Origin of the sequence: Aeromonas sp. R4-1 (assembly GCF_040908325.1) — a bacterium.
Lineage (GTDB): Bacteria > Pseudomonadota > Gammaproteobacteria > Enterobacterales > Aeromonadaceae > Aeromonas > Aeromonas veronii.
This window is the reverse complement of the sequence record NZ_JBFODM010000017.1, coordinates 1-18,191: the sequence shown is the minus strand read 5'-3', so window position 1 is coordinate 18,191 and position 18,191 is coordinate 1. Positions and strand designations below refer to the sequence as shown.

At 56.0% G+C, this 18,191-nt stretch carries 9 protein-coding genes; 7 read left to right on the top strand and 2 right to left on the bottom strand.

Annotated features, from left to right (window positions below; translation table 11 throughout):
• Positions 1-27 precede the first annotated feature (27 nt).
• Positions 28-1,443 (bottom strand): FAD-dependent oxidoreductase, encoded by a 1,416-nt coding sequence (locus AB5Y90_RS01715; RefSeq protein ID WP_005346752.1) that lies wholly within the window; start codon positions 1,441-1,443, stop codon positions 28-30.
• A 12-nt stretch (positions 1,444-1,455) separates the two neighbouring features.
• Positions 1,456-5,913 (bottom strand): glutamate synthase large subunit, encoded by a 4,458-nt coding sequence (gene gltB, locus AB5Y90_RS01710; protein WP_368166464.1) that lies wholly within the window; start codon positions 5,911-5,913, stop codon positions 1,456-1,458.
• A gap of 611 nt (positions 5,914-6,524) precedes the next feature.
• Here gltB and AB5Y90_RS01705 point away from each other — a divergent pair.
• The 7 genes from AB5Y90_RS01705 to AB5Y90_RS01675 all read left to right on the top strand — a co-directional run.
• Positions 6,525-7,454, top strand: a complete 930-nt coding sequence (locus tag AB5Y90_RS01705) for a TIGR01212 family radical SAM protein (RefSeq protein WP_042083735.1) — start codon at positions 6,525-6,527, stop codon at positions 7,452-7,454.
• A 377-nt stretch (positions 7,455-7,831) separates the two neighbouring features.
• Complete coding sequence (locus AB5Y90_RS01700; protein WP_005350980.1) at positions 7,832-9,976, top strand: type I secretion system permease/ATPase; 2,145 nt, start codon at positions 7,832-7,834, stop codon at positions 9,974-9,976.
• The gene (locus tag AB5Y90_RS01695) at positions 9,969-11,402 is read left to right on the top strand and encodes an HlyD family type I secretion periplasmic adaptor subunit (protein WP_005350982.1); all 1,434 of its coding nucleotides are present in this window, start codon (positions 9,969-9,971) and stop codon (positions 11,400-11,402) included. Before AB5Y90_RS01700 ends, AB5Y90_RS01695 begins: the two co-directional genes overlap by 8 nt.
• A gap of 37 nt (positions 11,403-11,439) precedes the next feature.
• On the top strand, positions 11,440-12,756 hold the full coding sequence (locus AB5Y90_RS01690) for a TolC family outer membrane protein (RefSeq protein ID WP_368166463.1): 1,317 nt from the start codon (positions 11,440-11,442) through the stop codon (positions 12,754-12,756).
• Between the two features lie 135 nt (positions 12,757-12,891).
• On the top strand, positions 12,892-13,644 hold the full coding sequence (locus AB5Y90_RS01685) for a transglutaminase-like cysteine peptidase (RefSeq protein ID WP_005350994.1): 753 nt from the start codon (positions 12,892-12,894) through the stop codon (positions 13,642-13,644).
• Positions 13,645-13,647: 3 nt separating this feature from the next.
• Positions 13,648-15,573, top strand: a complete 1,926-nt coding sequence (locus AB5Y90_RS01680; RefSeq protein WP_247822995.1) for an EAL domain-containing protein — start codon at positions 13,648-13,650, stop codon at positions 15,571-15,573.
• Between the two features lie 263 nt (positions 15,574-15,836).
• Positions 15,837-18,191 (top strand): retention module-containing protein (locus AB5Y90_RS01675; protein WP_368166462.1); only part of this gene is annotated, 2,355 nt, incomplete at its 3' end.

Here is an 18,191-nt window from a genome sequence, read left to right as displayed (position 1 = left end):
AGTGCATCAGGGTCTTGGTCGGTCGGATCAGACAGCCAGATAGTCCATGATCCCTTCGGCCGCTTTGCGCCCTTCGTAGATGGCGGTTACCACCAGATCGGAGCCACGTACCGCGTCGCCACCGGCGAACACCTTGGGATTGCTGGTCTGGAAGGCGTATTCCGCCTGCTCGCGGGCCTTGATGCGATCCCGGTTGTCGAGCTCGATGCCGAACTCCGCCATCCAGGGTTGGGGGTTGGGCTGGAAGCCAAACGCCATCACTACCGCATCGGCGGCCAACACCTGCTCGGAGCCCTCGATAACCACCGGATTGCGGCGGCCATTGGCATCGGGTTCACCCAGCTCGGTGCTCACTACTTTGATGCCGACGGTGCGACCGCTGGCATCCAGCTCGACAGCCACCGGCTGCAGGTTGAACATGAACTCAACCCCCTCCTCGCGGGCGTTTTTCACCTCCCGCTTGGAGCCCGGCATGTTCTCCTCGTCGCGTCGATAGGCGCAGATCACCTTGGCGGCCCCCTGACGGATGGCGGTCCGCACGCAGTCCATGGCGGTATCGCCACCGCCCAGCACTACCACCTGCTTGCCGGCGAAGTCGATATAGTCGGCTTGTGCCTTCTCGAAGCCCAGCAAACGGTTGGCGTTGGCGATGAGGTAGGGCAGGGCGTCATAGACGCCCGGCGCCTCTTCGTTGGCAAAGCCGCCCTTCATGTACTTGTAGGTACCGACCCCGAGGAAGACCGCATCGAACTCGCCGAGCAGATCGGCGAAGGTGATGTCCTTGCCCACCTCGGTCTCGAGACGAAACTCCACGCCCATCCCCTGGAAGATCTCGCGGCGACGCTGCATCACCTCTTTTTCCAGCTTGAAGGAGGGGATACCGAAAGTGAGCAGGCCACCGATCTCCGGATACTTGTCAAACACCACCGGGGTGACGCCATTGCGAGCCAGCACATCGGCACAGGCGAGGCCTGCAGGGCCGGCACCGATGACGGCGACCCGCTTGCCGGTCTTGACCACGTTCGAGAGATCGGGCTTCCAGCCCATCTCGAACGCCTTGTCGGTGATGTATTTTTCGATGTTGCCGATGGTCACCGCGCCGAAGCGATCGTTGAGGGTGCAGGAGCCCTCACAGAGGCGATCCTGCGGGCAGACCCGACCGCACACTTCCGGCAGGCTGTTGGTCTGGTGGGAGAGCTCCACCGCCTCCAGAATGCGCCCCTCTTTGGCCAGCTTCAGCCAGTTGGGGATGTAGTTGTGGACCGGACACTTCCACTCGCAATAGGGGTTGCCGCACTCGAGGCAGCGATCCGCCTGCATCTGTACCTGCGGCTGATTGAAGGACTCGTAGATCTCCACAAACTGGATTTTGCGGATCTTGAGCGGCTTCTTGGGCGGGTCGACCCGCTGGACATCGATAAACTGAAATACGTTCTGGCTCATAGGGTTCCCTCCTTATTGCGCCTGGATTCTGAGTTCTGCACTGGAACGGCTGGTGTGACCCAGCAGCGATTTCACGTCGCTGGACTTGGGTTTGATCAGCCTGAACTTGGGCACATAGGAGTCGAAGTTGGCCAGGATCTCCTCGGCGCGCGAGCTGCCGGTCTCATTGAGGTGCGCCGTGATGATACCGCGCAGGTGCTCCTGATGGATGGCGAGATCCGCCACGTCCAGCAGTTCCACCAGCTCGGGGTTGGTGCGCTTGGCGAAGTTGCCGCACTCGTCGAGCACGTAGGCAAAGCCGCCGGTCATGCCCGCCGCAAAGTTGACGCCGGTCTGACCGAGCACGGTGACGATGCCGCCGGTCATATATTCACAACCGTTGTCGCCAATTCCCTCGACTACCGCCAGGGCGCCGGAGTTGCGCACCGCGAAACGCTCGCCAGCAGTGCCTGCGGCGTAGAGTTTGCCGCCGGTGGCGCCGTAGAGGCAGGTGTTGCCGATGATGGCTGCTTCGTGGGATTTGAACGCCACGCCGACATGGGGCTTGATCACCAGCTTGCCGCCGGTCATCCCCTTGCCCACATAGTCGTTGGCGTCACCGGTGAGGATCATCTCGAGGCCACCTGCGTTCCAGACGCCGAAGCTCTGGCCTGCGGTGCCGTTGAAGTGCACCTTGATCGGATCGGCCGCCATCCCCTGATTGCCGTGCCGTTTGACGATCTCGCCCGAGAGGCGCGCCCCCACCGAGCGGTCGGTGTTGCGAATGTCGTAACGGAACTCGCCACCGCTTGAGGTTTCCACCGCTTCCAGCAGGTCTTCCACCATCTTGAGGTTGAGCGGCCCCTTGTCGAAAGTGGGGTTGTGCTGCTGGCTGAACAGGCTGGAGCCTGCCGGTGCTACCGGACGGGCCAGAATGCCAGAGAGATCCAGCTTGGCCTGACGAGCGGTGAGGCCGGGCAGGGCTTCCAGCAGATTGGTGCGGCCAATCAGGTCGGTCAGCTGGGTGACGCCGAGCTGGGCCATCAGCTCGCGGGTCTCCTCGGCGATGAACTTGAAGTAGTTCATCACCATCTCCGGCAGGCCGGTGAAGTGCTCGCGACGCAGCTTCTCATCCTGAGTGGCAACGCCGGTGGCGCAGTTGTTCAGGTGGCAAATACGCAGGTATTTGCAACCGAGCGCCACCATGGGGCCGGTGCCAAAACCGAAGCTCTCGGCGCCAAGGATGGCTGCCTTGATGATGTCGAGACCGGTCTTGAGACCACCATCCACCTGCAGTCGCACCTTGTGGCGCAGGCCGTTGGCGACCAGCGCCTGCTGGGTTTCGGCCAGACCCAGCTCCCACGGGGAGCCGGCATATTTGACCGAGGTGAGGGGGCTCGCGCCTGTGCCGCCGTCATAACCGGAGATGGTGATGAAGTCGGCATAGGCCTTGGCCACGCCGCAGGCGATGGTGCCGACGCCAGGCTCGGAGACCAGTTTCACCGACACCAGACAACTCGGGTTGATCTGCTTGATGTCGAAGATGAGCTGGGCCAGATCCTCGATTGAGTAAATGTCGTGGTGCGGCGGCGGCGAGATCAGGGTCACGCCGGGCACGGAATAACGCAGCTGGGCGATCTGGGCGGTGACCTTGTCGCCGGGCAGCTGGCCACCTTCGCCGGGCTTGGCACCCTGCGCCACCTTGATCTGCACCACATCGGCGTTCATCAGGTAGTGGGGGGTGACGCCAAAGCGGCCGGAAGCGACCTGCTTGATGCGGGAGTTCTTCTCGGTACCGAAGCGCTTGGGATCTTCGCCACCTTCGCCGGAGTTGCTCTGACCGCCGAGGCGGTTCATGGCGACAGCCAGCGCCTCGTGGGCCTCAGGGCCGAGGGCACCGATGGACATGGCGGCGGAGTCGAAGCGGGGGAACAGCTTGTCGGCCGGTTCAACCTGATCCAGTGCGACCGGATTGTCGACCTTCTTCAGGGCCAACAGGTCGCGCAAGGTAGAGACCGGGCGTTCGTTGACCAGACGGGCGTACTCCTTGTAATCGGCATAGTTGCCGGAGCGCACCGCCGCTTGCAGGGTCTGCACCACATCCGGGTTGTAGGTGTGGTACTCGCCGCCGTGCACGAACTTGAGCAGGCCGCCGTGGGGGAGGGGCTTGCGGGCCAGCCAGGCCTGACGGGCCAGATTGTGCTGATCCTGCTGGATGTCGGCAAAATCGGCACCCTGAATACGGCTCGATACGCCGCGGAAGCAGGTATCGACCACCGACTTGGCCAGGCCCACTGCCTCAAACAGCTGGGAGCAGCGATAGCTGGCGACCGTGCTGATGCCCATCTTGGACATCACCTTGTAGAGCCCCTTGTTGATGCCGTTGCGGTAGTTGACCATCGCCTGGCGCAGGGACATGGTGAGCACGCCCTCTTCAACCTGTTTGGCCAGGGTTTCGTAGGCGAGATAGGGGTAGATGGCGGTCGCGCCAAAGCCCAGCAGCACCGAGAAGTGGTGCGGGTCGCGGCAACTTGCAGTTTCCACCAGAATGTTGGCGTCGCAGCGCAGGTTGTTGTCCACCAGGGTGCGCTGCACTGCACCCACCGCCATGGCGGCCGGGATCGGCAGGGTGTCGGCGCTGATGTCGCGGTCCGACAGCACCAGCAGCACGGTGCCACTCTTGGCAGCAGTTTTTGCCTCCTCGCAGATACGCACGATGGCTGCTTCCAGTCCCTCTTCGGGCTTGAAGTTGAGGCTGATCACCTGATGACGGTAGTACTCACCTTCCAGTGCCAGCAGCTGGTGGAAGTCGGAGTAGAGCAGGATCGGCGACTGGAACAGCACCCGGTGGGCGTGGCCGAAGGTCTCGTTGAAGACGTTCTGCTCGCGACCGATACAGGTGGCCAGCGACATCACGTGGTTTTCCCGCAGCGGGTCGATGGGCGGGTTGGTCACCTGAGCAAACATCTGGCGGAAGTAGTCATAGAGGGGGCGCGGGCCGGAGGAGAGCACCGCCATCGGGGTATCATCCCCCATGGAGCCGACCGCTTCCTGACCGTTTTCACCTAGAACCCGGATGATCTGATCCAGCTCCTCGAAGGAGTAGCCAAATAGCTTCTGATAGGTTTTCAGCTGGTCGTCGGAGAACTCGCGGCTACCGGTCTGGCTGTCGTCCATCTGCTCGAAGGGGACCAGTCGGCGGCAATGTTTATCCATCCACTGCTTGTAGGTGTGGCGGTTCTTGAGGTCGTCATCGATCTCGAAGCTGGTCCACACCTTGCCGTTGCTGGTATCCACCACGAACAGCTCGCCAGGGCCGACCCGGCCCTTCTCCAGCACTTCGTCCGGGGTGTAGTCCCAGGTGCCGACCTCGGAGGCGAGGGTGATGAACTTGTCCTTGGTGATGACGTAGCGGGCCGGACGCAGACCGTTGCGATCAAGTGCGCAGGTGGCGTAGCGACCGTCGGTCATGACGATACCGGCCGGGCCGTCCCACGGCTCCATGTGCATGGAGTTGAAGTCGTAGAAGGCGCGCAGGTCGTCATCCATGTTCGGATGTTTTTGCCATGCTGGCGGGATCAACAGGCGCATGGCGCGGAACAGGTCCATGCCACCGGCGAGGAAGAGATCCAGCATGTTGTCGAGACTGGAGGAATCCGACCCCGTGGTGTTGACGAAGGGGGCCGCTTCCTGCAAATCGGGAATGAGCGGCGTCGCAAACTTGTAGCTGCGCGCTTTGGCCCACTGGCGGTTGCCGGCGATGGTGTTGATCTCGCCGTTGTGGGCCAGATAGCGAAACGGCTGCGCCAGCGGCCAGCGCGGGCTGGTGTTGGTGGAGAAGCGCTGGTGGAAGACGCAGATGGCCGCCTGCATACGGATGTCGGCGAGATCCAGATAGAAGCGCGGCAAGTCCACCGGCATGCACAGCCCTTTATAGACGGTGACCAGGTTGGAGAGGCTGACCACATAGAAGTAGTCGTCGTTGACGCGCTTTTCGATGCGGCGACGCACGATATAGAGGCGGCGCTCGAGATCCTTGTCGACCCAGCCGGGCGGGGCGTTGACAAAGACCTGTTCAATGCTGGGTAGGGAGGCTTTTGCGATGGTACCCAGTACGTTGGTATCGACGGGCACCTTGCGCCAGCCGACCAGACTCAGGGTCTCTTTTTCCAGCTCTTCGTCGATGATGTCGCGGGTCTGCTGGGCCAATACGGGGTCAGGGTTGAGAAACAGCATGCCGACCGCATAGTTGCGGCCAAGGTGCCATCCCTTCTCCTCGGCGACAGCTCTGAAGAAGCTGTCCGGTTTTTGCAGCAGCAGACCGCAACCATCGCCGGTCTTGCCATCGGCGGAGATCCCTCCGCGGTGCTGCATGCGAGCCAATGCTGACATCGCGAGACGGACAAGCTTGTGGCTGGCTTCCCCTTCCATGTGGGCCAACAGGCCGAAGCCACAGTTATCCCTCTCCAGCTTTGGATCATATAGTGACATTGCATTTCTCCCTTGCTCGGCCTTGTATCGCACAGTCATCACCTGACTGCATAAATTGCGATTGGCTCTTGTGGTTCCGTCTGCCTGACGTGGCGAATCTCCAAACTAATGGGATTTTCTGGCGAGGTCAATCGCAGGTCAGGTTTGTCTTCATGGTTACATTCGCATAACAAAATGTCGGGTTAGGGGGATTAGCTCGCAGTTATGGAGTGTTTATTCTGTATTGTTTGATTTTATTGGTTAAATATATCGCCATTGACGGGCTCAATGGTGCGCTCGGCGACGATGGGCGAATGTAGTAATTTTACCAACCAGATGTGGCCGACAGCGGAAGGGATCACATTTTCAATATCCCATGCTTGCAATTGTGTGCTGTCGGGTCTCTTTGGATTTTTCATTGTTCAACAGTGGGTTATCAGGTCTCATTTTCATATGGATGTTTACTGTTTGAATCGTCAAAGAACTGCAAAAATCCTTTTTTTGCGCTTTTTCTCTATATTTATTCAAAATTGGTCGGGTATTTATATGTTTTACCCTCTCCGCTAGCTTGATCCAGCTCAGCCCCTGTTTTGCGCAAGCTCGTACAATGGCGCTCCTTTAGCGGAGGTGTCATGCAGTTACACGAACTCGTCAATACATTCGGTCAGGATCTCAAGCAGCGTCATGGTCAGAAGATCCACAAACTCTCCATCCACGGGGCCTTCACCTGCCCGAACCGTGACGGCACCCTGGGCCGTGGTGGCTGCACCTTCTGCAACGTATCCTCTTTTGCCGACGAGTCGGCCCAACAACTCTCCGTGGTGCAACAACTGCTGGCTCGCCGGGACGAAGTCACCCGTGCAAAGCGCTATCTTGCCTATTTTCAGGCCTATACCAGCACCTATGCCGAGGTCGAATATCTGCAGCGGATGTATGAAGAGGCGCTGTCGGTGAGCGATATGGTGGGGCTCTGCGTGGGCACTCGCCCCGATTGCGTGCCGGATGCGGTGCTGGATCTGTTGGCGGGCTATCAGGCCCGGGGTTACGAGGTGTGGCTGGAGCTCGGGCTGCAAAGCGCTAACGACAAGACTCTGCAACGGATCAACCGCGGCCATGGTTATGCCGCCTATGAGGATGCGGTAAGACGTGCCCATCAGCGCGGCATCAAGGTATGTGCTCATCTGATCGTCGGCCTGCCGGGGGAGGTGCCGATGGACAGCCTCGATACCCTACATCGTATCGTTGAGACCGGTGTTGAGGGGATCAAGTTGCATCCGCTTCATGTGGTTGAGGGTAGTACTCTTGGCAAGGCATGGCAGGCGGGGCGCCTTGAGGTATTGACGCTGGAGCAGTATGTGGAAGCGGCCGTTGCCATGATCCAGCACACGCCGCCCGAGGTGGTGTATCACCGGATTTCGGCCTCCGCGCGCCGTCCAACCCTGTTGGCGCCAGCCTGGTGTGAAAATCGCTGGACGGCCATGGCGGATATTGCCAAAGCACTCTCATTGAACGGCCCGCAAGGTCACGCGTTGGGCAGACCCTTCATACTTCCTGACCTATAATTGAGCGCCAGATTATTATTTTCACGTAAAACATAGGGTTATATAAAAAACTTCATACCCTAAACTATAGTTTTGGTACGTGCCGGTTGATATAGTGGTGCGCCATAATAAATGTCATTATCAATTAACTCCGACATTCACCCTGATTGCAGTGTTAGCATGGTGTTGATGAGCCGATTATTTTTACCAATAACGAATCATGCCGCCATTGCTGCTGTGCCGGGAAATTGGGGATGAGTGTCGCGATCTATCTGGACAGGTTTATCCCCTGATCAGTCTCATCAGCGGGAAGGCCACTCGGTTTTAGCGTGGCTATAGCAGGGAAATAGGAGCGATGAACGCTCTTATCTACCTCATTTATGCAGTGACAGGATGCTATGCAAGCAGAAACAAGTCGTATTGATGAGTTATTGGAGTGTCTGGTCTTCTTGACCCGTTTTTATGGTGTGCCCAACAGTCAGGATGCCCTGACGACCGGGTTGCCACTGGTCTCCGGACGCCTGACTACCGCACTCTTTTGCCGTGCTGCCGAGCGGGGCGGGTTATCCGCCCGTGAAGTGATCCAGCCACTGGCTGATATCTCTCCCTTGCTGCTGCCTTGTGTATTGCAGATGCGCAGTGGTGGCGCCTGTATATTGCTGGAGTGGAACGAAGATCGCAGCCAGGGGAAAGTGATTTTCCCGCAGGCCGGTGATGCCGCGCAATGGCTGACCGCAGCCCAGTTGGGTGATGAGTATCTGGGGCGCCTCTTCTATGTAAAGAAGCAGTTCAAGTTTGACGAACGCTCGCCCAAGGTGCTTGAAACCCGTGATGGACACTGGTTCTGGAGCACCTTGTTCGAATCCCGCGGCATCTATCGCGATGTGCTGATCGCCTCCATTCTGATCAACCTGTTTGCCATCGCCAGCCCTCTTTTCACCATGAACGTCTATGACAAGATTGTGCCCAATCTGGCGTTTGATTCGCTCTGGGTGCTGGCTGTCGGGGCCATGGTGGTCTTTACCTTCGATTTTGTGATGCGGCAGTTGCGCAGTTACTTTATCGACATTGCCGGTAAAAAGTCTGATGTGCTGCTGTCCGCCAAAATTTTCGCCAAGGTGATGGGCATGAGGATGGAGTCTCGTCCCGCTTCCACTGGCGCGTTCGCAAAACATCTGCAGGAATTTGAATCGGTGCGGGAGTTTTTCACCTCCGCAACGGTTTCTACTCTTATCGATCTCCCCTTTGCCGTCTTCTTCCTTTTTATTATCTGGATGTTTGCAGGCGTAATGGTGGTGGTTCCCATCGTCGCCATGCTGATCCTCATCGCCTACAGCTTTTATATTCAGGAGCCCCTCAAGCAGTCCATCGAAGAGGGCTCACGCCTTGCGTCCCAGAAGAACGCCAACCTGATTGAAAGTATTTCCGGGCTGGAAACCGTCAAGATTTTCGGCGCCGAGAGCATGTTCCAGCATCGCTGGGAACAGGCCGTCTCCCATATTTCCACCTGGGGCGTACAGACCCGCCGCATTACCAACTCCATGTCCTCGCTGGCCAGTTATATCCAGCAGGTGGTGACGGTCGGTCTGGTAATCGTCGGTGTTTACCAGATCTCCGAAGGTTTGGTCACCATGGGGGGGATGATTGCCGCCGTGATGCTCTCCAGTCGCGCCATTGCGCCCATGGTGCAACTCTCCGTGTTGTCGACCCGTTATAACCAGGCCAAGTCAGCACTGGATATTCTGGAAAAAATCATGCAAACCCCGGGTGAGCAGGAGGAGGGCAAGCAATATATCCATCATCCGGTGATTGCCGGTCGAATTGAATTCGAGAATGTCTCCTTCAAATATCCGGGAATGGAAACCAGCACCCTGCACAATATCAATTTGCGCATTCAGCCGGGCGAAAAGGTGGCGATTATCGGCCGGATTGGGGCGGGTAAAACGACCCTCGAGAAGCTGTTGATGGGGTTGTATCGACCGACCGATGGCTCGGTACGTATCGACGGTTTTGAACTCGATCAACTGCCACCAGCGGTGATCCGCCGCAATATTGGTTGTGTCCCGCAAGATGTCATTCTTTTCTTTGGCTCGGTGCGGGACAACATCATGCTGGGTAATCCGCTGGTGGATGATGTGAGAGTCTTACGCGCAGCCAAGCGGGCGGGTGTCACCAACTTTACCAACCGGGATCCCAACGGGCTGGATCGGCAGATAGGCGAGGGTGGCCGTCAGCTCTCCGGTGGCCAGCGTCAGTCGATCCTGCTGGCTCGCGCCCTGCTCAATGATCCCCCCATTCTGGTGATGGATGAGCCGACCTCCAACATGGACAACCAGTCCGAGATGCAGGTCAAACAGGAGCTCGCCAGACTGGGCCCGGAAACCACATTGATCCTCATCACTCACAAAACCTCGATGCTGGATGTGGCTTCGCGAGTGATCGTGATCGAGCAGGGGCAGATCGTTGCTGATGGCCCCAAAGAGGTGGTGTTACAGCAGTTGAAAGAAGGCAAGGTGCGCGTGCAGGAGGTGTCCCATGGTTAAGGGGCTCATGGACTGGTTCAAGCGCAGCAAAAAGACGCCTTCCGGTGAGGTATTGCCGGCACCCGAGCATCTGGAGTTTGTCGATGACGGCGCGGCAGCTGTACTGCTGACCACGCCGACCGGAGCTCGTATCCTGCTATGGTGCTGTTTCCTCTTTTTCATGAGTGCCATCGTCTGGGCGGCTTGGGCCGAACTGGATGAAGTCACCGTGGGTCAGGGCAAGGTTATTCCGTCCCGTCAGCTGCAGGTGATCCAGAACCTGGAAGGGGGGATCGTCAAAGAGATCTTCGTTAAAGAGGGGGATATAGTCGAAAAGGGGCAGCCGCTGCTGCGCATTGATGACACCCGTTTCCGCTCCGACTTTAGAGAACGGGAGCAAGAGGTAGTTACCCTCAAGGGGGATGTGGCTCGTCTGCGCGCCGAGATGGCCAGCGTCGAGGTGAAAAACGACCCAGCGTTAGGGTGGCGTGAACAGGTCGTGGTAGGTGAAGCGCCAATCCAGTTTCCCGATGGTTATGAAACCGTCTTTGCCGAATACGCACACCGTGAGCGCTCTGTACAGCGGGATCGCCTAAATAACCTGAAAAACCAGCTCTATATTCTTGGTCAGCAAATCGAACAGAAAGAGCAGGAGCTGATTGAACTGAATGCCAAGATCCGCACCGTGAATCGCAGTGTGGATCTGGCCAGACAGGAACTGAATATTAGCCGTCCGTTGGCGAAAGAAGGTATAGTGCCTCAAGTGGAGCTAATCAAGCTTGAGCGGCAGGTCAACGAGATGCAGGGGGAGCTGGAGAGCAACCGTCTGCTGATCCCAAAACTCAATTCGGTACTGCGTGAGACCATCTCCAAGCGTAATGATATTGCGCTGAAGTTCAGAGCAGACTCCCAGACTGAACTGAATGAGAAACAGGGTCGGCTTGGCCAGTTATCAGAAGGGCAGGTTGGCTTGCGAGACAGGGTTGACCGGACCAGCGTGATTGCTCCGCTCAAGGGCACCATCAAGAAACTCAAGATCAACACCCTGGGCGGCGTGGTTCAGCCCGGCATGGATTTGATGGAGATTGTGCCGTTGGAGGATACCTTGCTGGTAGAAGCCAAGGTGTCACCGAAAGATATCGCCTTCCTGCGACCGGGGCTGGATGCCATCGTCAAAATTACTGCCTATGACTTTACAATCTATGGAGGATTGCATGGCAAGGTTGAACAGATAAGTGCGGATTCGATCCAGGATGAGGAGGGGAACTCCTTTTATCTGGTTCGGGTTCGAACAGAGAAGAGTTACTTGGGCGATGAGCTTAACGCACTTCCCATCATCCCCGGTATGTTAGCCAGTGCTGATATCATTACTGGTAAAAAAAGTGTCCTAGACTATTTGCTTAAGCCGATTTTACGGGCAAAGCAGTCGGCACTGAGAGAACGATAAGCCAACAATCTAAAAACAAAACATGACTGGAGATAACATGAAAAAAACGATTGTTGCCATGCTGGTCAGTGGCTGCATCCTGATCCCGAGTTTGGGTCAGGCCCAGACTCTGGAAGAGTCGGTGGCACAGACACTTGCTACGCATCCCAAGATAAAGGAAGCGTTTGATCTGTATCAGGCACGACTCTATCAGCATGATGGAGCCAAGGGTGGCTATTATCCTACGATCGATCTGCGTGGCGGCGTAGGCTATGAAAAAACTGACAGCCCTTCAACGCGTCGTGATCCAACTAGTGATGATTCGTTGACTCGTAAAGAGGCTGGACTCAGTCTGCGGCAAATGTTGTTTGATGGCTTTGATGTCAGCAACAATGTCTCCAGAACCGAAGCTGAAGCCAATGCCCAGCGTCTGGCGATGATCTCCGAAGCAGAAAACACCGCGCTGCGGGTGGCTGAGGTCTACCTCAATATGCTGCGTCAGGAGGAGATTTTGGAACTCTCCAAACAGAACCTGGAAACCCACGAACAGATCCGCAGCGACATCAGCAAGCGGACTGATTCAGGGCTTGGTTCTACTGCGGATCAGACCCAGATTGAAGGTCGTGTTGCCCGAGCCTATTCAAATCAGGCTGCGGCTGAAAATAACTATCGCGATGCAGAGAGTGAATTTATTCGTGTCGTGAACGAGGTACCCAAAGATCTGGTGCAGCCGGTTCCCAATACCGAGCTTATCCCGACCAGCCTCGATAGTGCGCTGAAAACTGCGACCGAAGTCCACCCCACCCTGCTCTCTTCCTTGCAGGATATCGAAGCGGCCAAGTATCAGCATGAAGGTGCCAAATCCGGTTTCTACCCCAATGTAACATTCGAGGTCGATCAGAACTGGAATGAGGATATCGATGCTGTTCCTGGCCGTAATGATGACCTGACCGCAATGGTGCGGATGCGTTACAACCTGTTCCGTGGTGGTTCTGATGTGGCAGAGAGCAATGCAACATCGGCGCTCTACTCTCAGGCGAAAGACATTCATTTGAATGCGTTTCGCCAGGTTGAGGAAGGCACTCGTCTGGCCTGGAACGCGAAAGAGTCGCTGGCCAAGCAAAAGACCTTCCTGAAAGAGCATGTTGACGCCAGCTATGACACCGTACAGGCGTACAAGAAGCAGTTTGGGTTGGGTCAACGGACATTGCTGGACGTATTGAACACCGAGAACGAACTGTTTGAGGCGCGTCGTAGCTATATCACTGCCGAGTATGATGCACTGCTGGCGGACTATCGCATTCTCAACGCGACAGGCAGCCTGCTCAATGCATTTAGCGTCAAACAACCCGCTGAATGGCAGGCCAGGCAATAACCGTTTGTTCATGATCCCGCAGGGATCATGAACGCCAACATGGTGACTGCTGCTGGCAGTCACCATGTTTGGCTAACGCAGGTTGTTGTACGGGCTTTGAGGAGTGCAGCAGTAATAATGCAGCAGGAATATGACGTGACACTCCAGCGCGGAACCGGTAGCAGATGGTGTTATCTTCTCAATGAATGGAGATACCGATCGCTACGCGCTTTGCGCCACTCCTTATGGATCCTGCTGTTACCCTTCTCACTTCTGCTCTGTGCCAGCCAGCCTCTGCCACAGGAAGATCTCAACTTGATCAAGCGGGCGGAGCAGACCTATGGCGCCAGAGCCGGCAAGCGTGTAACCAGTTGGCGTATGTTGGTCATGGAGACGAAGGGCAGGGCCCTGAGCGAAGAAAAAAAGCTTGAGCGGGTTAATAATTTTTTCAATCGGATGCGTTTTATTGACGATATCAAGTTGTGGCGCAAAAAGGATTATTGGGCAACCCCGCTGGAATTTTTGGGAGCCGCCGGGGGAGACTGTGAAGATTTCAGTATCGCTAAATACTCTACGCTGCTCGAGCTTGGGATCCCGGATGATAAAATGCGGATGGTGTACGTAAAGGCTCTTGATTACAACCAGTTTCACATGGTGGTGGCATATTATGAGACACCCTCTTCCGTTCCGGTTATTTTGGATAATTTGATAGGCTCGATTCGCCCTGCCACACAGCGGCGTGATCTGGTGCCTATTTACAGTTTTAACGGTAGTCACTTGTGGTTGATGAAGGCACGAGGCCAAGGGGAACTGGCTGGTCAATCATCCCGCTTGGGATTATGGAATGATTTACGCAATCGCATGACCTCGGGGCGATTGGCTCGGCCAGTGGTGAATTTGGATGATTAACCTATGACGCTCTATAGACAGTTATTAGCCACCATGCTGCTGCTGTTTGGATTGTTATTTGCGGCCACATACTGGGTGCAATTCAATTCAACCCGCACTTATCTTGCGCAGCAACAGGAAACAACGGTCATCAATACGGCAACCTCGCTGGGGCTTGCGCTCACCCCCTATCTGGAAAACGGTGACAAGGTCGGTGCCGAGTCGGTGATCCAGGCTATTTTTGATGGCGGCTATTATCGACTGGTTCGCCTTGACCTGCTTGCATCAAAGGATGTCATCGAGCAGGAAAATACCAACAATATTCAGGGGGTGCCGCAGTGGTTTGTGAATTTGGGTCTGTTTCCTGAGGTATCCAACGAGTCAATTCTGACGTCTGGCTGGTTGCAGCTTGGAAAATTAAAAGTAGTGGGTCACCCTGGCCAGGCTTATTACGAGTTGTGGCGGGGGATGAGCGAGCTGGCGAGCTGGTTTCTGGTCGGCTTTTTGATCACCACAATTTTGTTGATGAGAGCACTCAACTACTTGCTCAAGCCACTCAAACAGATCTGTGATCAAGCCGTCGAGATCGAGCTGCACCATTTCGGTCATACGATCCCGGAGCCTAAAACCCATGAATTGAAGCAGGTCGTTCAGGCGATCAACACCCTCTCAAGCAAGTTGGCGTTGCAGTTCAAAGAGCAAGCCGATGAGGCCGAGAAATTGCGTGAGCGGGTTTATGTCGATGCCGTGTCGGGGCTTGGCAACCGAGCCTATTTTGTGGGTCAGGTAAATGCATGGATAGCGGAGGCTGGCCAAGGTGGCGTCATGCTGGTTGCGGTCGACATGCTGGATGATATCTATCGCGATGAAGGCTTTGCTGCCCGTGACAACATGGTCAAATCGATAGCTCAGGCTTTGAAAGAGCAATTAAAAGGGTGGGATGGCGCCGCCTTGGCACGGATCTCCGCGACGGAATATGCGCTGCTCTGTCCAACTGACGATCTGACTCAGTTAAAAGAGTTGGCTGAAGTGATTAATAGCCGCATTGCCGATCTGGTGGTGAATCCAATGGGCGAAGGGGATGCGCTCTCCGTCATTGGTATTGCCGGTCGTGATGGCAATGATGATCTCTCTGCCTTGTTGACCAAAGCCGATAATGCGCTTGGCAAGGCGCGCAATGAACGCCGCGGTGCTGTGGTGATGGAAGGGGGGACCGAGCAAGGTTTGATGGGGCGTTTGGCCTGGCGAGATCTGGTACAAGATGCCATTTCACGTCAACTTTGGCGCTTCAAAGCACAACCAGCTTGCCGGTTTGATAATGGAGCAAGGTTGCATGCCGAGCTGTTTGCTTCTATCTCTCGGGATGGCACAGATTATTTTGCCGGTCAGTTCTTGCCCGCGATTGAACAGTTCAAATTGGGTGGCGAGTTTGACCAGGCGGTGCTTGATGCTTGCGTTCCATTACTGCAAAAACAGTCTGATCTGGTTCTGGCGATCAACATCACTGCTGGCTCGCTCTGCTCGGATGAGTTTTTAACCTGGTTGACGCGCTATCTGATCGAGCATGTTGAGCTGAAAGAGCGGTTGTTATTTGAAATACCTGAAGCTGCCATCATGAAACATAAAGACAACGTGGCTGCGTTGGTGGGCACCTTGCAAGCTCATGGCTTCCAGTGGGGGGTTGACCACTATGGTCGTCACTTCCAGTCTCTGGGCTATCTGGAGGAGTTGTCGCCGGCTTATGTCAAGGTTGATCACGGTTATACCAGTCAGGTCATGGAGCCGGGGGCTGACACCTCATTCCTGGCTGCAGTGTGTCGCGCCGCACATAATGCCGGTGTGACCACCATTGCAACCCGCGTCGAAGATCAACATCAAGTGGAACTGCTTTCCAAGTTGCATATCGATGGTTACCAGGGATTTGTTCATCCCGCCTTCCCATTGTCTTGAATTAAATGCTGGAAATGGCCCCGATAGGGGCCTTTTTTATACCAGTCACTTCTCTTTTCGCCATTTTTATATAACCAACTCAAGGTCGGTCTTGAATGGGGCTGTGTCTAGGGTTCTGATTTGTATTAAGAAATTCCAACTCTTCGATTTTTTTCCGTCCATTTGTTGAATTCCTCTCGAACGTACGCTTTTTTGCAACGGAACAGCGCGCTATCTCCTTCTACGGTGTAGACATCAAGATCTGTCACCTTGGAGCAATGGATATGCGTACCCAAATCATCGACAAGTCCGTGGTTGTCTCAGCTATAGAAGGCAATGTGGAGATTGTGCTGGCTGATGGAAGCAGCCGCCCTCTGCAAAAAGGGGAAATTCTCCAACCCGGAGCAAAATTGACCATAGCGGATGACGCCAAGCTGGCTCTTTCCCCTTATGACGATACTCCTGCATCGGATGTTCCGGCAGGTTCCGAGTCCGCTGAACCTGCTCAACCGCAAGTGGCGGCCAGCCAGGAAGGCGCACCTTCAGATATTGCCGCATTGCAAGAATCGATTCTGCAGGGTGTTGACCCGACTCAAAACTTTGAGGCTTCTGCTGCTGGTGGGGCTCCAGCGGCCGGTGGTGGTGGCGGCATTGGTGGGGTTGCGGGGGCCAGTGGTAATGGTGGTTTCGTAACAATTGATCGAACAGGCGATGCCACGATAGCAGCTGCAGGGTTTGATACCACCTACGATACGGCCGCTGTCATCAATGAAAATCAGGCCGAAGATTTGATTCTTGAAAATCAGCTTGATGATTTGGGCGAAACCGCCGAGACCCTGGAAGACACTCAGGTCAGTGGGAATTTACTCGACAATAGTACCAATCCAGATGGGCCTGCTGATGCCTCTATCGTTTCATATGACTGGGGTATCAATATCGGAGTCCCTGCTGGTGTTGTTGCCACCATTACCGGCGTGGGCACACTGATCATCAATCCGGATGGGAGCTATACCTTTACTCCGGCTCCTAACTATGATGGCGCAGTTCCCCCGGTGAGCTATCAGGTAACTGATGGCCAGGACACAGTGACTTCAACACTCGTTATCTCCATTACTCCGGTAGATGAGGAGGTAAGTCTTGATGGGCTTACTCAGGAAGGGGGAGAGGTGTTGGTCAGTGATGCCAACTTGGCCGACGGTTCGGCACCTAACGATGCCGCGTTAACTCAAAGTGGGGTGTTTACCTTCAATGCCCAGGATGGTGTCCAAAGTCTTGCTCTGGGTAACGTTACGCTCATCACCAATGGTCAATCTGCTACCTCTTTTCCCCTGTCAATTATTAGCCCGTTAGGAAATGTCCTGACAATTACCGCGGTGACCTACAACCCTGTGACTGGTGCAGGACAAGTCAGCTACAGCTATACCCTTGGCGACAATGAAAACCACACAAGACCTGCCAATGACACCTCCTTGAGCGAGAGCTTTAGTGTCGTTTTGACTGATAGCGATGGCGACACGGCTAGCGATACCCTTGATATCACTATTTTGGATGACATTCCCACTCTGGCTGGTGATATCGGGTCAACTCTGGGTGGTCAAGTGCAGGAAGATGCGCTGACCAGCGGCAACAGCGAAGGGTCTGACCAGAGTGTGAGCGCAACAGGGCTGGCTGGCACCCTTAATACGCTGGTCAACTTTGGTGCCGATGGGGCAGGTAGCTTTGGTCTGGGCAGTGATGTCAGTAGTCTGGTGGGGCAGGAGCTGACCAGTGGCGGTGTGGCGCTGAGCTACAGCGTGGTGGGTAATGTGTTGACCGCCAGTGCAGACGGTGTGCCGGTCTTTACCCTGACCGTAGGGGCAAATGGCAGCTACAGCTTTACCCTGATTGGTCCGCTGGACCATCCGACAGCGGATGGTGATGACGGCGAACAACTGGCTGGCGTGGGCATCGACTTCTCTGGCGTGCTGACCGCTACCGACGGTGATGGTGACCCGCTGACAGGTGGCTTCCCGGCGGGGAGCTTTGCCATCAAGGTGGAAGATGATGTGCCGGTGCTGGCGGGGGGAGAGGATGAGCGGCCCCAGGTTGGTGGTCAAGTGCAGGAAGATGCGCTGACCAGCGGCAACAACGAAGGGACGGGTCAGAGTACGAGCGCCAGCGGCGCAGCTGGGACCCTCAATAACCTGGTCAACTTCGGTGCTGATGGGGCAGGCAGCTTTGGTCTTGGCAGTGATGTCAGCAGTCTGACCGCGCAGGGACTGACCAGCGGCGGTGTGGCGCTGAGCTACAGCGTGGTGGGTAATGTGTTGACTGCCAGTGCAGGTAGTGTGCCGGTCTTTACCCTGACCGTAGGGGGGGACGGCAGCTACAGCTTTACCCTGAGTGGCCCGCTGGACCATCCGGTTGCAGATGGTGATGACAGCGAACAACTGGCTGGCGTGGGCATTGACTTCTCTGGCGTGCTGACCGCCACCGACGGTGACGGTGACCCGCTGACAGGTGGCTTCCCGGCGGGGAGCTTTGCCATCAAGGTGGAAGATGATGTGCCGACCCTGACGATCAGCGATCCGGATGGTGCCTCATTGGATGGCACAACCGCTGTGGTTGAAACGGCTGCCAACATCAGTGGCGGCTGGGAT